Source organism: Nonomuraea sp. B12E4 (assembly GCF_039871825.1).
In the GTDB taxonomy this organism is placed as follows: Bacteria; Actinomycetota; Actinomycetes; order Streptosporangiales; family Streptosporangiaceae; genus Nonomuraea.
The window spans coordinates 33772-47447 of sequence record NZ_JBDPME010000021.1; the positions used below are offsets into that span (position 1 = coordinate 33772).

Annotated in this window: 14 protein-coding genes; 9 read left to right on the forward strand and 5 right to left on the reverse strand. The window is 69.8% G+C overall.

Annotated elements, in window-relative coordinates; all coding sequences use genetic code 11:
• Positions 1–35: 35 nt before the first annotated feature.
• Together ABGB18_RS34965 and ABGB18_RS34970 are read left to right on the forward strand one after the other, a co-directional pair.
• Complete coding sequence (locus ABGB18_RS34965) at positions 36–764, forward strand: hypothetical protein (protein ID WP_347699938.1); 729 nt, start codon at positions 36–38, stop codon at positions 762–764.
• Between the two features lie 185 nt (positions 765–949).
• Positions 950–1672: a polysaccharide deacetylase family protein gene (locus tag ABGB18_RS34970; protein WP_347699939.1), complete on the forward strand. Its 723-nt coding sequence runs from the start codon at positions 950–952 to the stop codon at positions 1670–1672.
• An 86-nt stretch (positions 1673–1758) separates the two neighbouring features.
• Here ABGB18_RS34970 and katG read toward each other — a convergent pair whose 3' ends face one another.
• Both katG and ABGB18_RS34980 read right to left on the reverse strand, forming a co-directional pair.
• Positions 1759–3987: a catalase/peroxidase HPI gene (gene katG, locus ABGB18_RS34975; protein ID WP_347699940.1), complete on the reverse strand. Its 2229-nt coding sequence runs from the start codon at positions 3985–3987 to the stop codon at positions 1759–1761.
• A 31-nt stretch (positions 3988–4018) separates the two neighbouring features.
• A complete protein-coding gene (locus ABGB18_RS34980; RefSeq protein ID WP_347699941.1) occupies positions 4019–4456 on the reverse strand; it encodes a Fur family transcriptional regulator in 438 nt (145 codons plus the stop codon).
• Between the two features lie 459 nt (positions 4457–4915).
• Between ABGB18_RS34980 and ABGB18_RS34985 the strand changes: the two genes are divergently transcribed.
• A complete protein-coding gene (locus ABGB18_RS34985; protein WP_347699942.1) occupies positions 4916–5476 on the forward strand; it encodes an AAA family ATPase in 561 nt (186 codons plus the stop codon).
• 133 nt (positions 5477–5609) lie between these two features.
• On the opposite strand, the gene ABGB18_RS34990 is transcribed toward ABGB18_RS34985, so the two are convergent.
• From ABGB18_RS34990 to ABGB18_RS35000, 3 genes are all read right to left on the reverse strand, one after another.
• Positions 5610–6593: an LLM class flavin-dependent oxidoreductase gene (locus tag ABGB18_RS34990; RefSeq protein ID WP_347699943.1), complete on the reverse strand. Its 984-nt coding sequence runs from the start codon at positions 6591–6593 to the stop codon at positions 5610–5612.
• Between the two features lie 123 nt (positions 6594–6716).
• A complete protein-coding gene (locus ABGB18_RS34995) occupies positions 6717–8075 on the reverse strand; it encodes a glycoside hydrolase family 6 protein (RefSeq protein WP_347699944.1) in 1359 nt (452 codons plus the stop codon).
• Between the two features lie 117 nt (positions 8076–8192).
• A complete protein-coding gene (locus ABGB18_RS35000; protein ID WP_347699945.1) occupies positions 8193–8783 on the reverse strand; it encodes a TetR family transcriptional regulator in 591 nt (196 codons plus the stop codon).
• Between the two features lie 96 nt (positions 8784–8879).
• On the opposite strand from ABGB18_RS35000, the gene ABGB18_RS35005 reads away from it, so the two are divergent.
• The 6 genes from ABGB18_RS35005 to ABGB18_RS35030 all read left to right on the forward strand — a co-directional run bounded on the left by ABGB18_RS35005 (position 8880) and on the right by ABGB18_RS35030 (position 13388).
• Complete coding sequence (locus tag ABGB18_RS35005) at positions 8880–10685, forward strand: MDR family MFS transporter (RefSeq protein ID WP_347699946.1); 1806 nt, start codon at positions 8880–8882, stop codon at positions 10683–10685.
• Positions 10685–11098 (forward strand): hypothetical protein, encoded by a 414-nt coding sequence (locus ABGB18_RS35010; protein WP_347699947.1) that lies wholly within the window; start codon positions 10685–10687, stop codon positions 11096–11098. The genes ABGB18_RS35005 and ABGB18_RS35010 overlap by 1 nt, the downstream gene beginning before the upstream one ends.
• Positions 11095–11331, forward strand: coding sequence for a hypothetical protein (locus ABGB18_RS35015; protein WP_347699948.1), 237 nt, complete (start codon positions 11095–11097; stop codon positions 11329–11331). The genes ABGB18_RS35010 and ABGB18_RS35015 overlap by 4 nt, the downstream gene beginning before the upstream one ends.
• Positions 11332–11346: 15 nt before the next feature.
• The gene (locus ABGB18_RS35020; RefSeq protein ID WP_347699949.1) at positions 11347–11850 is read left to right on the forward strand and encodes a universal stress protein; all 504 of its coding nucleotides are present in this window, start codon (positions 11347–11349) and stop codon (positions 11848–11850) included.
• On the forward strand, positions 11847–12611 hold the full coding sequence (locus tag ABGB18_RS35025; RefSeq protein WP_347699950.1) for a M15 family metallopeptidase: 765 nt from the start codon (positions 11847–11849) through the stop codon (positions 12609–12611). Before ABGB18_RS35020 ends, ABGB18_RS35025 begins: the two co-directional genes overlap by 4 nt.
• Positions 12612–12719: 108 nt before the next feature.
• Positions 12720–13388 (forward strand): dihydrofolate reductase family protein, encoded by a 669-nt coding sequence (locus ABGB18_RS35030; RefSeq protein WP_347699951.1) that lies wholly within the window; start codon positions 12720–12722, stop codon positions 13386–13388.
• Positions 13389–13676: the final 288 nt, after the last annotated feature.

A 13676-nucleotide genomic window follows, 5' to 3' on the forward strand; every position in this document is an offset into this window, starting at 1 on the left:
GACGCCCGTCCAGCACGCCGCGTCATGGGAGGACCATGAGGCTCCGATACCCTCGACTGTCGCTCCGCAGATCGCTCCCCGGCCGTTCCCCCGGACGGTGGATCGTGGTCGCGCTCGGGCTGGCGGTGCTCGTGTCGGCGCTCGCCGGCGCCGCCGGGCCCTTCTGGCAGACCCGCCAGTTCCGCGAGGTGGCCGCGTGCGAGCAGGATGCCGGCGGCTGTTTCGGCAACGAGGACGGCTCCATCGCCGGCCGGCGCACCTACACCACCACGACGACGAGCACCGACGCCAACGGCCACACGAGCACGACCACGACCACCCACTACGAAGTCACCTGGCAGCGGGCCGACGGCTCCCGGCAGAGTCGCGACGTGTCGGAGAGCTTCTACCGCAAGTCCGGGGAGGGGCAGCCGGCCAGGCTGCGGCTCTGGCGCGGGGAGGTCGTCGGCGTGGAGGTGATGGGCGGCGAGCAGTGGTTCCTCCCGGAGGTCGGCGCGACGCTCGGCTACTGGCTCTGCCTGGCCTGGTTCGGGCTCGGGATCCTGCTGTGGGGGCTGCTGTTCGGCTGGTGGGACGGGCTGTTCATGCTCGGCTTCCGCACGTTCGCCTGGATGTTCATCAGCATCGTGCCGGTGAGCATGACGACAGAGGCCCTGGCCTACGGCCTGGACGGCGGGATCGACCTCATCCTGCCGGTCGCGCTGGGCCTCTTCTTCGTCGGGATCGCCGGCTGGATACTGCTCGGCTCGCTCGAACGATGGTGACCTCACTCCACCCCGGGCCCGCCACGTCCCCCCACGCCACCCGCGCCACCCGCGGCACAAATTCATCCAGGCCGGTCACCGGGAAACGCACCGTCTCACCCGTCTCGGCTGACAGGTACGCGGCCATCATCAGCTCGCCGACCTCGGCCCCGTGCCGCAGGCGATCCCTCCGAAGGAGTGGCCAAGTGCACACCTGCGACCGCCTCCTGGCCATCCAGTTCGACGACGGCCCCTCGCGCTACCGGACCGAGACGCTGCGGATCCTCCGCGAGAAGCGGGTGCCCGGCGTGTTCATGGACACCGGTGCCCGGGTCGAGGCGAATCCGCAGTTCGCCCGGTTCCAGTTGGCCGAGGGGCACCGGCTGCTCAACCACACCTACAGCCACGCGAACCTCGACGAGGTGCTGGCCCGAGAGGGCCCCGACGGCGTCCGTAGGGAGATCACCGCGGCGGAGGCCGCGTTCGCCGCCGCCGGTGCCCCGATCTCGTTCCGGGGCGTCCGGCCGCCGTTCGGCGCCGCGAACGCGCAGGTCCGGCAGATCATCGCGGACCTCGGCTACACGGCCTACCTGACCCGCGTCGGCACCGACGACTGGCGGCCTGCGCGCACGCCGCGGGAGATCAGCGACGCGATCGTCGGCCGGCTCCACCCGGGCGCGATCATCTCGCTGCACGACGGCCCGTACGACACCCCGGCCGGCCCCGGCACGAACGGCGCGCTGGCGCTGCTCATCGATGCCGCCCGCGAGCTGGGATATCGCTTCGGCACCGTCGACCGCCACGGCAACGTGGTGCCGGACCGGCTGGTCCCGGTGGACCGCCCGATCCCGGTGGTGGAGAACCCGGTGCCGTACGCGCCGCCGGCCTGCCCCGGCGAGCCGCCGGAGCCGTACGTCATCGTCGGCTGACGGGAAAGGCCCGCCCCCAGGCAGCGCCTGGGAGCGGGCCTTCGCGTCCTCCTCAGGAGGATCCTGTCGTGATCAGACCGTCGCGATCAGATGCGGTCGAACCGGTCGAGGTTCATGACCTTGTCCCACGCCGCGACGAAGTCCTTCGCGAACTTCTCCTTCGCGTCGTCGCTGGCGTAGACCTCGGCGAGCGCGCGCAGCTCGGAGTTCGACCCGAAGACGAGGTCGACGCGGCTACCGGTCCACTTGACAGCGCCCGAGGCGTCGGTGCCCTCGAACGTGTTGGCGTCCTCCGAGGTCGCCTTCCACGTCGTGCCCAGGTCGAGCAGGTTGACGAAGAAGTCGTTGGTCAGGACCCCGGGGGAATCGGTGAAGGCGCCGAGCGAGGACTGCTGGTAGTTGGCGCCCAGGACGCGGAGACCGCCGACGAGGACCGTCATCTCCGGGGCGCTCAGGGTCAGCAGGTTGGCCCGGTCGAGCAGCAGGTATTCGGCCGGCAGCCGGTTGGCCTTCCCGACGTAGTTGCGGAACCCGTCCGCCCGCGGCTCGAGCGCGGCGAACGACTCCACGTCCGTCTGCTCCTGCAGCGCGTCACCGCGGCCCGGCCTGAAGGGCACCTCGATGTCGAAACCGGCGTCCTTGGCGGCCTTCTCGACGCCCGCGCCACCGGCGAGCACGATGAGGTCGGCCATCGAGATCCGCTTGCCGCCGGTCTGGGCGGCGTTGAAGCCCTCCTGGATGCCCTCCAGCGTGCGCAGCACCGTCGCGAGCTGGTCGGGCTCGTTGACCTCCCACCCGCTCTGCGGCTGCAGGCGGATGCGGGCGCCGTTGGCACCGCCGCGCTTGTCACTGCCGCGGAAGGACGAGGCCGAGGCCCAGGCGACGGACACGAGCTGCGGCACCGACAGGCCCGAGTCCAGGACCTGGGCCTTGAGCGCGGCGACGTCGGCGGCGTCGACGAGCTCGTGCGTCACCGCGGGGATCGGGTCCTGCCACAGCAGCACCTCGCTCGGGACCTCCGGGCCGAGGTAGCGCTCGATCGGGCCCATGTCGCGGTGGGTCAGCTTGTACCAGGCCCTCGCGAAGGCGTCCGCGAGCTCGTCGGGGTTCGCCAGCCAGCGACGCGTGATCTGCTCGTAGATCGGGTCCACGCGCATCGAGAGGTCGGTCGTGAGCATGGTCGGGGCGTGCGTCTTCGACGGGTCGTGGGCGTCGGGAACGGTGCCCGCCCCGGCGCCGTCCTTGGGCCGCCACTGGTTCGCGCCGGCGGGGCTCTGGAACAGCTCCCACTCGTAGCCGTACAGGATCTCGAGGAAGCTGTTGTCCCACTTCAGCGGCGTGTTCGTCCAGATGCCCTCAAGGCCGCTGGTGATCGCGTCGCCGCCCTTGCCGCTGCCGTAGGAGCTCTGCCAGCCCAGGCCCTGCGCCTCGATCGGGGCGGCCTCGGGGTCGGGGCCGACGAGCTCCGCCGGGCCGGCGCCGTGGGTCTTGCCGAAGGTGTGGCCGCCCACGATCAGGGCGGCGGTCTCCTCGTCGTTCATCGCCATCCGGCGGAACGTCTCACGGATGTCGCGGGCCGCGGCGAGCGGGTCGGGGTTGCCGTTCGGCCCCTCCGGATTGACGTAGATGAGGCCCATCTGGACCGCGCCCAGCGGGTCTTCGAGCTCCCGGTCGCCGCTGTAGCGCTCGTCGCCGAGCCAGGTGGTCTCGGGGCCCCAGTAGACGTCCTCGTCAGGCTCCCACACGTCCGCCCGGCCTCCGGCGAAGCCGAAGGTCTTGAAGCCCATCGACTCCAGGGCGACGTTGCCGGTGAGGATCATCAGGTCGGCCCAGGAGAGCTTCTTGCCGTACTTCTTCTTGACCGGCCAGAGCAGGCGGCGGGCCTTGTCCAGGTTTCCGTTGTCCGGCCAGCTGTTGAGCGGGGCGAAGCGCTGCTGCCCGGCCCCACCGCCGCCACGACCGTCGCTGATCCGGTAGGTGCCCGCGCTGTGCCACGCCATCCGGATCATGAACGGGCCATAGTGACCGAAGTCCGCCGGCCACCAGTCCTGCGAGGTCGTCAGCACCTCGGCGATGTCCCGCTTCACGGCCGCGAGGTCGAGGGCCTTGAACTCCTCGGCATAGTCGAACTCCTCGCCGAGCGGGTTGGCCACCGCGGGGTTCTTGGCGAGGATCTTCAGGTTGAGCCGCTCCGGCCACCACTGGCGGTTACCGCCACCCTGGGTCGGGTGCAGCGCGCGGTCGTGCACGACCGGGCAGCCACCCGCCCCCTCCGCCTTCGCGTCTGTGACGATTGCGTCATGGTTCTCGGACATGGAAATCCTTCCGGACTTGGGATCATGATGGTCAGGCAGTGCGGCTGCTGGAGCAGTCGGGGCACAGGCCCCAATAGATGACCTCGGCCTCTTCGATCGAGAACCCGTGGGTGTCGGACGCGGTCAGGCAGGGCACCTCTCCGACCGCGCAGTCGACGTCCGCGACGGCACCACACGATCTGCACACGATGTGGTGGTGGTTGTCCCCGACCCGACCCTCGAACCGGGCCGGGCTGCCGGCCGGCTCGATGCGGCGGACGAGCCCGGCCGCCGTGAGCGCGTGGAGGGCCTCGTAGACGGCTTGGAGGGAGATATGGCCGACGCGATCGCGCACCCCGGCCGTGAGCGCGTCCACCCCGAGGTGGTCACCGTCCCGGACGGTCTCCAGCAGGGCGACGCGGGCGGCTGTCACCCGGAGGCCTGCACCACGCAGCTCGTCGGCGGTGGTCGGAGTCTTGGGTGCGGTCATGGCGCCAACCTATCGGCATAAACACGAACTATACAAGAGAACGAACTCTCCAAGTTTACTATCGTGCCGGGCAAGTGTTCGTGCAGCTCATCACGCCACCAGGGGCTGCTCGTCCAACTCGGTCAGCTGCACCGTACACAGGCCGCCGCGCTCGGCCCGCACACCGTCACCTTGAGCCGCGTGCCGGGGGCGAGAACGAACTCCCGCCTGAGCACCGGCGTCACCCCCGGGTGACGCCGGTGCTGCTTTCCCGGCGTGCCGCGAGGTAGCCTGAGCACATACGAGCGCGCCCCGGTGCCCCCGCGGCATCAGGTGATCAGTGACGCGCCGTTCGTGATCTTCTCCCAGGTGTCACCGGCGGAACCGCCGTGCGCCATCTCTCCCGGGCTGCCGTTGCGGCCCGCGCGTTCCCACCCTCACTCCGGCCCCGCCGCGCGTTCAGAAAGGCATGCGACGACGATGAAGCGCTACATCCTCACCGGCACCCCCGGCTCCGGCAAGACCACGATCCTGCGGAGCCTGGCGGCCCTCGGATACGCGACGGTCGAGGAGGCGGCCACCGCGGTCATCGCCGACGAGCAGGCACGCGGCGACGCCGAGCCGTGGGCCCGGCCGTCCTTCATCGACAAGGTCGTGGCCCTGCAACGGCACCGGCAGACGCGACCCGCGGCACAACTCCCTGGCGACTCGGCCGCCTTCTTCGACCGCTCGCCCGTGTGCACCCACGCCCTCAGCACCTACGTCGGGCACCCGATCTCCCCCAACCTGTCCGCCGAGCTCGAGAGGATCGCCCGGGAAGAGGTATACGACCGGCACGTGTTCTTCGTCCGCAATCTCGGCTTCTGCGAGCCGACCGAGGCCCGCCGGATCAGTTTCGAGGACTCCCTGGAGTTCGAACGCCTCCACGAGCAGACCTACCGCTCCTTCGGCTTCCGGCTCGTCGACGTCCCGGCCGGGCCGCTGTCCGAACGCGTGGCCACGATCCGGACCGCGCTCGCCCGCCTCCGCGGCCGAGGCTAGAGCTCGCCCAGCTCGCCGAGGGGTTTGTTGGTCCAACGGGCCCCTGCCAACTCGGCCCGCGCGCCAAGCCAAGGGAACGACACGGCGGCGGGCCCGGCGCCGCAGCGTCCCCGGTTCGTCGCGGACCGGCGGGTCAGGCCAGGTCGTGCGCCTGGGCCAGGAGTTCGGCCGAGCGCAGCCAGGCCTTCCTGTCCGCGGCCGAGAACACCGCGATCAGCTCGTCGGCCTGGGCGTGCTCGGCGAACCAGGTCACGTAGTCACGCACCTCGTCCGGGTTGCCGACGGCGGAGTAACGGGCCATCTGGACGATCTGCTGCCCGGCCGGCGAGTCGAGGATCATGTCCGCCTCCTCCGGCGTGAACGTCCGCCCGCGCCCGAGAAACCGGCTCACCCGATACCGCTTGGAGTTCAGGAACTGCTCCTGCGCCTCCTCTGTCGTGTCGGCGGCGATCACGTTGAGCGCCGCCATCACGTGCGGGCGGTCGAGCTGCGCGGAGGGCTTGAAGTCGCGGCGGTAGATCGCGACGGCCTCCTCCAGCGCGGCGGGGGCGAAGTGGGAGGCGAACGCGTACGGCAGCCCGAGCGCGGCGGCGAGCTGGGCGCCGAACAGGGAGGAGCCGAGGATGTACAGAGGCACGTTCGTGCCCTTGCCCGGCGTGGCGTCGACCCCCGGGATCCGGGACTCGCCCGTCAGGTAGCCCTGCAGCTCCAGCACGTCCTGCGGGAAGGTGTCAGCTGCGGAGGGCGTGCGGCGCAGGGCCCGCATGGTTTGCTGGTCGCTGCCCGGCGCCCGCCCGAGGCCGAGGTCGATCCGGCCCGGATGCAGGGTTTCCAGGGTGCCGAACTGCTCGGCGATGGTCAGCGGGGAGTGGTTCGGGAGCATGACGCCGCCCGCCCCGAGGCGGATCGTCCGGGTGTGGGCGGCTATGTGCGCGATGAGCACGCTGGTCGCCGAGGAGGCGATGCTGGGCATGTTGTGGTGCTCGGCGTACCAGATCCGCCGGTATCCCAGCTCCTCCGCGCGCTGCGCCAGGGTCAGGCTCGCCGTGAAGCTGTCGCTCGCCGTCTCGCCCTCACCAATATGCGCCAGATCAAGGATGGACAGCGGCAGAGCCATGAGTAACGCGCCTTTCGACAGACCTATGTGCCGGCAGTAGGTAACAGCCGGGAAGGCGGCGTTATTTCGCCGATGAGCCCCTGCGAGGGCGCCGCGCAGGGGCTCATCGGGGCTATGAGGTCGTCAGGAGGCGGTGCAGGTGACGGTGGACGGGTTGCCGTTCTGCCCGCTGTGGTTGGCCAGGAAGCCGAACGTGGTGCTCGCACTGGCGGCCAGGGCGCCGTTCCAGTTGAGGTTGGTCACGGTGACGGTGCCGCTGCCGGACAGGGTGCCGTTCCAGAGCTGCGAGATCGTCTGGCCGTTCGGGAACGTCCAGCCGACCCGCCAGCCGCGGATGGCGCCCGAGCCGTTGTTCCGTACGGTGACCTCAGCCTGGAAGCCGTTCTGCCACTGGCTCGTCACGCGGTACGTGGCCGCGCACCCGCCCGGTCCCACGGTCGGCGTCACAGTGGGGGTGACCGTCGGGGTGACGGTGGGAGTCACGGTAGGAGTCACAGTCGGGCTGACCGTGGGCGGCGGCGCGGCCATGGCCAGGTCGTACGCCCGCTGCGGCACGAACTGCCCGGCCCCCGCGATGCACCCGTCCGCCTCTCCGGGCGGCTTGACCCACAGGTAGGCGTCGATCGCCGAGTCGCCCGTGTTCGTGGTGCTCCAGATGCCCGTCGCGCGGCCCGCCGGGTCGCACCACTCGCTGCCGAGCGGGCCGTTGCCGTTGCGGCTGGTGTCGATGACGGCCTTCAGCCGGGACACGCCGGTCGCCGCGATGATGCTCTTCGCGTACGACACCAGCCCGGGCGTGGCGCGGTAGTTGGAGGTGTTGACCGCGATGCCGTCCGCGCTGTTGGCCACGTCCGAGCCGGTCAGCCGGGAGGCGGCCTCCGAGGCGCCCAGCCAGGCGTCGTGACCGATGTCGAAATACACCTTGACCTGCGACGACGTGCCCTTGAACCGCTTGCCCGCGTACGCCATGGAGGCCCGTACCTCGGCCTGCTCGGAGGCGTTCATGCAGTTGGACATGATCGCCAGTGCGTCCGGCTCCAGCACGATCGTCGCGGGCCGGCCGCCCAGCCCGGTCGCGATCTGGTCGATCCAGGCCCGGTAGGCCGTGTGGTCGGGGGCGCCGCCGGCGCTCGGGCCGCCGCAGTCGCGGTTCGGCATGGCGTACACGACCATGATCGGGATCTTGCCGGCCGTCGCGGCGGCGCCGACGTAGGCGTCGACCTGGCTGCGCACCGTGGCGGGGTTGTACGTGGACAACCACCGGCCCTGGGGCACGGCGGCGATCCTGTCCCTGATCACCGCGGTCCGGCTGTCGCCCGGGTTGGCGGCCACCCAGCGGGCCGCGTTGGTCTGGGGATCGACGTAGAAAGCGGAGTCGGCGGCCCGGGCGGTGGACGACGAGAGCACGACCGCCCCCGCCACGGCCGTGGCGACCGCCGTCAGGAGCGCCGCCAGCACGGGCCTGCTACGAGACTTCACCATTCACTCCGTCCGTCATGTGGGAGCGCTCCCACCAGCTTCCCGGATGGTAGGTAGCCGTGCCTGGCCGATCAAAGACCTCGGATCTCCTCTGCCGCCATCCCCGCAGGCCAGAGGCATTCAGGGGGTGAAAGTTTCACCCGGCCGGACCTGCTCGGCCAGGCACGCCTCGAAGACGGCGGTCAGCCGGTCGACGTCGGCCGCCGTCGGGACCACGGGACCGAGGCGTCGGCGGGTGGAGGCGATGCCGAGGAAGACGGCCGTCGCCATGCGGGCCCGGGCGACCGCGTCGGGGCCTTCGAGGTGGGACACCAGCGGGTGGAGCACCGCCGCGATCAGCCGCTCGCGGGCCACCGCCTGAACCTCCGGATGGCCGGCCGAACGCTCCAGCGTGCGCAGGACCGGGCTGTCCGGGGGGTGCTCCATCCGGGCGGCCGCGTATTCGGCCAACCGGCGCGGCAACCCCTCCCTGGGGCCTTCGAACAGGGCGGTGAAAGTCGGCTCGCCCTCCAGGACCGCGCCGAAGAGGCCCGCCTTGGAGCCGAAGTAGCGGCCCACCAGGGCGATGTTGGCCTCGGCCGCGCGGGCGATCATACGAACGGTCACGCGTTCGTAGCCCTGCTCACCGAACAGCGTGCGGGCGGCCTGAAGGATCCGCTCCCGCGTGGCCTCGCGGTCGCGCGGTCGAGCCTCGCTCACCTGGGCGTTCATGCCCCGAACTCTACTGAGCAACCTCCACTTGCCGCGCGGCTAGTAAACATGCGTATACTCAAGTGAGGTAAAGTTGTCGTAAGGGGATGTGGTGTCTTGGTAGCGCAGACTCAGGCCGCACCCCCCGCGAGGCGGCAGTACACCCACCGCGAGATCCTCGAGGTCATGTCCGGGCTCATGCTCGCCATGCTCACGTCGATGATCTCGACGTCTGTGGTGGGCACGGCGCTGCCGACGATCGTTGGGGAGCTCGGCGGTCAGGACCAGTACTCATGGGTGGCCTCGGCCACGATGCTGACGATGACGGTGTCCACGCCGTTGTGGGGCAAGCTGTCCGACGTCTTCGGACGGAAGCTGCTCTTCCAGTCCGCCCTGGGGTTGTTCGTCGCGGCCTCGCTGGTGGCCGGTCTGTCCCAGAACATGGGGCAGCTCATCGCCGCGCGGGCAGTACAGGGCCTTGGTGTGGGCGGTTTGTCGGCTCTCGCGCAGGTGATCCTGGGTGACATCGTGTCGCCCCGGGAGCGCGGCCGGTACTCCGGCTACATGGGGGCGGTCTTCGGGATCTCCACCGTGGCGGGGCCGCTGCTGGGCGGGTTCATCGTGGACGCCGACTGGCTCGGCTGGCGCTGGTGCTTCTATGTCGTGGTGCCGTTCGCGGTGGTGGCCTTCCTGGTCATCCAGAAGGTGCTGAAGCTGCCGAAGATCACGCGCAGCACCTCGATCGACATCTGGGGCGCGACCACGATCACGGCCAGCGCGAGCGCGCTCATGCTGCTGCTGACGCTCGGCGGCAACGAATTCGAGTGGAACTCGTTCTGGACCTACTTCCTGGCCGCGATCTGCCTGTTCATGCTGGCCCTGGCGGTGCTGGCCGAGCGGACCTCGCGCAACCCGATCCTGCCGCCGCGGCTGTTCCGCAACCGTACGTTCGTGCTCACCGGCCTGGCCTCGCTGTTCGTCGGTATGGCGATGTTCGGTGCGATGATCTACCTGCCGCAGTATCTGCAGATCGTCAAGGGGCTCAGCCCCACCAGCTCGGGGCTGATGACGTTGCCCATGGTGGTGGCGCTGTTCCTGGGCGGTGTCATCTCCGGCAAGATCGTCACCCAGACCGGCAAGTGGAAGATCTTCCCGGTGGCGGGCCTGCTGATCGTGGCCGTCGGGCTGTTCCTGCTGTCCAGACTGCATGTGGACTCCAGCGAGTGGCTCATCGGGTTCGACGTGGCCGTGCTGGGCACCGGGCTGGGCCTGTCCATGCAGATGCTCATCCTGGCCGCCCAGAACGGCTCCGAGCTGCGTGACATGGCCTCCACCACCTCGGGTGTCTCGTTCTTCCGCTCGCTGGGCGGTGCGGTGGGCGTGGCCGCGTTCGGCGCGATCCTGACCAACCGCCTCAGGGACGAGATGGCCTCGATGCTCCAGGCAGGGCACATCGCGTTGCCCGGCGGCGGCTCGGACGTCCAGCTCGGCAGCCCCGAGGCCATCCAGCACATGCCCGGCCCGATCAAGAACATCGTGCTGGAGGCGTTCACCCGCGGGCTTGAGACCGTGTTCATCGTGGGCGTGCCCATCGCGCTGCTCGGGTTCCTGGCCGCGCTCCTGCTCAAGGAGCTGCCACTGCGCGGCTCCAGCACCCCGCCGCCGGAGGCCAGGCCCCTCAGCAAGGACGACCTGGTCCTGGCCGGGCTGCTGCTGGAGCTCGTCGCCCAGCGCGTCGAGCGGGCCAACGGCGCGCGTTCCGCCCTGCTCACCGCCGTCGCGAGGATGGCGCCGCCCGACGACCGCTCCGAACGGGAGCGGGCCAGGTCGGTCGCGCACGACCTGCTGCGGCCCACCTCGCGCGCGCTGATCGCGCGGGCCGCACCCCCCCAGAAGGACCTCGTCACAGGAGGCATCTCTTAATGATTCGCAAGTTCGTCGGTGCCGTCGCCGCCGCCCTGGCCGTCATGGCCGGGTTGTGGCTGATGATCGCCCCCTTCGCCCTCGGCACCCAACCCGAGGACGCCGACTGGACGGATCCCACCGTCACCGAGTTCTTCACCGGCCTGGGCGTGGCCGTCGTGGGGCTCATCGGTGTGATCTGCTTCGTGCTCGCGATCCACGAGGAGCTGGTGGTCCGGGGCCTGGTCGCGGTGCGGCAGCACCACGTCGAGCCGGAGCCCGAGCCCGCGCCGCCCGCGCCCCAGACGTCCTCCGCCGAGCTGGCGAGCCTGCTGGCCCCGCTCGTCGAGGCGCTGCGCGAGGACCTGAACAATCCGGGTGAGCACCGCCGCAACGGCAAGGCTTCCCTGGTCGGAATGGAGGACAACCGATGAAGGCCAAACTGGGCGTCTCCGCCCTCGTCCTGCTGTTCCTGGGCGGACTGTGGCTGGTCGCCGCGCCGTTCGCGGTCGGCTACCAGCCGCGGGGGGCCGGCTACGTGGACGCGACGGTCAACGACCTGTGGCTCGGCGGCTCGATCGCCGTGCTCTCGTTCGTCTCGCTCGTGGTCTACGCGGCCGACGCCCTGCGCGAGCTGGCCCGCCGCGGCAAGCACGCCGACGCCTGACCCGCTGGAAATGCCGTGTTCGGCGGTGACACAGACCCGGGACGGGAGCCTCTGACCGGCCCCGCCGGGGAGTTCGAGATCGGCAAGGACGGCGCCGGCCTGCTCGTGGTGGGTTTCGACGGATCGGGCCCGAGCCGCAACGCGCTCGCGTACGCGGCCGGGCTCGCCCGCAGGGACAACGCCGCGCTGCTCGTCGCCTTCGTCGAGTCGCTCTACAGCACCACCCTGTGGTTCTACGCCGGGTCGCCGATCATCCCCGACTCGGCGGTGGACCTCACCGACGACCTCAAGGAGGAGCTGAAGGGCGCCGGGGTGCCGTGGCAGTTCGTCAGCGTACGCGGGGACGCGGCGCGCGAGCTGGAGACGCTGGCCGCGGCGTACAAGGCCGACGCCATCGTGGTGGGCCGCTCGCGGTCCTCGTGGCGGGGCTCGGTGGCGGTCGGGCTGGCCAAACGGTCCACACGAACGGTGCTGATCGTGCCCTTACCAGGCAGGATGTCGCATATGGTGGCCAGATGAAACGTTCTGCCACCATGGCGCTCGTGGTGCTCGCGTCCGTTTCGTGCGGAACACAGCATCAGGCCGCGGCGCCCGCGACGGCGACGACCGTGCCCGTCGCCGCCACGACCACCGCGCCCACCACCTCGTCCGCCACCGCTTCTCCCGTCACGACCCCTCCGCCCGCCACCCACACGCCGGATGCCGCCGCGCCGCCGCCGTTCAGCGCCAAGGTCACGCGGGTCTCGCGGGACAGGCTGCCCTACTCGTGGCGGTCCGGGTGCCCGGTCAGCTATCGGGACCTGCGGCTGGTCTCGCTGACGTACTGGGGCTTCGACGCCAAACCGCACACCGGGGAGCTGGTGGTGCGCTCGACGGTGACCGACGACATCGTCAAGGTCTTCAGGAAGCTGTACGCGTGGCGCTGGCCGATCAAGCAGATGAAGCTGGTGGACGCGTACAAGGGGGACGACTTCGACTCGATCGACGCCGACAACACCTCGGCCTTCAACTGCCGCCCGGCCACCGGGTCGAGCAACTGGTCGAATCACGCCTACGGCATCGCGATCGACATCAATCCCCGCGAAAACCCGTACGTCACCGCAAATGGCCAGACAGCGCACCAGAACGCCAAGAAGTTCACCGAGCGTCCCCTCAAGGAGAAAGGCGTGATCAATCCCGGCGACAAGGTCGTCAAGGCCTTCGCCCAGGTCGGCTGGGAGTGGGGCGGCTACTGGTCGGGCACCAAGGACCTGCAGCACTTCAGCAAGGGCGGAGGCTGAGAGCAGTCCGGAGGTGTCCGGTCGCTGTCCTTGCGGGGCACATTTTCGTAGGGAACGATCGGCACCTGTGATGCTTTGCGCTGTATCCGTTATGAGGAAGAGCGTGTGATGCGACTCATCGTTACGTCCCATCTGACACTCGATGGGGTCATGCAGAGCAACGGCAAACCCGAACCGGAGCTGAACGACGGCTTCGAGCACGGTGGTTGGCAGGTGCCGTATTTCGGCCAGGACCTGGCGCGGCTCACCGCGGGCTGGATCGCCGCGGCGGACGCGTTCCTGCTGGGGCGCACGACCTACGAGCTCTTCGCGGGCTACTGGTCCAAGGTCACCGACCCCGACGACCCGCATGCGACCCGGCTGAACGCCCTGCCCAAGTACGTCGCGTCCACGACCTTGGACCGGGTGGAGTGGAACAACTCGACTCTGCTCCGGGGCGATCTGGCCGAGGAGGTCGCCAAACTGAAGCGGCGGCCCGGCAACGAGCTCCAGGTCCATGGGAGCGCGGCACTCGTCCGTACGCTCATGAAGCACGACCTGGTCGACGAGTATCGCCTGCTCATACACCCCGTCGTCCTGGGCGGCGGCAAGCGACTCTTCGCCGGCGGGACGGCCCCGACCGCCTTCGAGCTCATCGACACGAAGATCATCGGGCGCGGGGTGGTCGTCCACACGTATCGGCCGTCGGGCAAGCCGGAATACGTCGTGGCCACCCTTGGGCAAGAGGGCGATGTTGTCAGGGACTCCGTGGGCCTGGGCCGACAGACCGCTACATAGACGACATACAACGCTATATCCGCTTAAATCATCCGATTGCACATCGGGACATGAAATTTACTAGGAAACGCATCCCTCTCCGCAGAACTCTCCCGAATACGGCGAGATTCCGAACGTTTCCGGGCCGTCAGACGACCGATTCGAGCCCGCCACGATCAACGGCATTCACACAGGTCGACGCGGATACCCTTGACCTCGGGGCAGGCGGCACCGCCCCACGAGGCGCCACCACCATCCCGGCAACAACGGAGGCTGAGCGAATCCCCCGACGTACCACCACCGTCTCCG

Bases quoted from the DNA above. Each gene is read 5' to 3' on its own strand.
- ABGB18_RS34965 (WP_347699938.1), top strand. From the start codon at position 36: ATGAGGCTCCGATACCCTCGACTGTCGCTCCGCAGATCGCTCCCCGGC.
- ABGB18_RS34990 (WP_347699943.1), bottom strand. From the start codon at position 6,593: ATGGCTCTGCCGCTGTCCATCCTTGATCTGGCGCATATTGGTGAGGGC.
- ABGB18_RS35010 (WP_347699947.1), top strand. From the start codon at position 10,685: ATGATTCGCAAGTTCGTCGGTGCCGTCGCCGCCGCCCTGGCCGTCATG.
- ABGB18_RS34995 (WP_347699944.1), bottom strand. From the start codon at position 8,075: ATGGTGAAGTCTCGTAGCAGGCCCGTGCTGGCGGCGCTCCTGACGGCG.
- ABGB18_RS35000 (WP_347699945.1), bottom strand. From the start codon at position 8,783: ATGAACGCCCAGGTGAGCGAGGCTCGACCGCGCGACCGCGAGGCCACG.
- ABGB18_RS35015 (WP_347699948.1), top strand. From the start codon at position 11,095: ATGAAGGCCAAACTGGGCGTCTCCGCCCTCGTCCTGCTGTTCCTGGGC.
- ABGB18_RS35030 (WP_347699951.1), top strand. From the start codon at position 12,720: ATGCGACTCATCGTTACGTCCCATCTGACACTCGATGGGGTCATGCAG.
- katG (WP_347699940.1), bottom strand. From the start codon at position 3,987: ATGTCCGAGAACCATGACGCAATCGTCACAGACGCGAAGGCGGAGGGG.
- ABGB18_RS35025 (WP_347699950.1), top strand. From the start codon at position 11,847: ATGAAACGTTCTGCCACCATGGCGCTCGTGGTGCTCGCGTCCGTTTCG.
- ABGB18_RS34980 (WP_347699941.1), bottom strand. From the start codon at position 4,456: ATGACCGCACCCAAGACTCCGACCACCGCCGACGAGCTGCGTGGTGCA.
- ABGB18_RS34985 (WP_347699942.1), top strand. From the start codon at position 4,916: ATGAAGCGCTACATCCTCACCGGCACCCCCGGCTCCGGCAAGACCACG.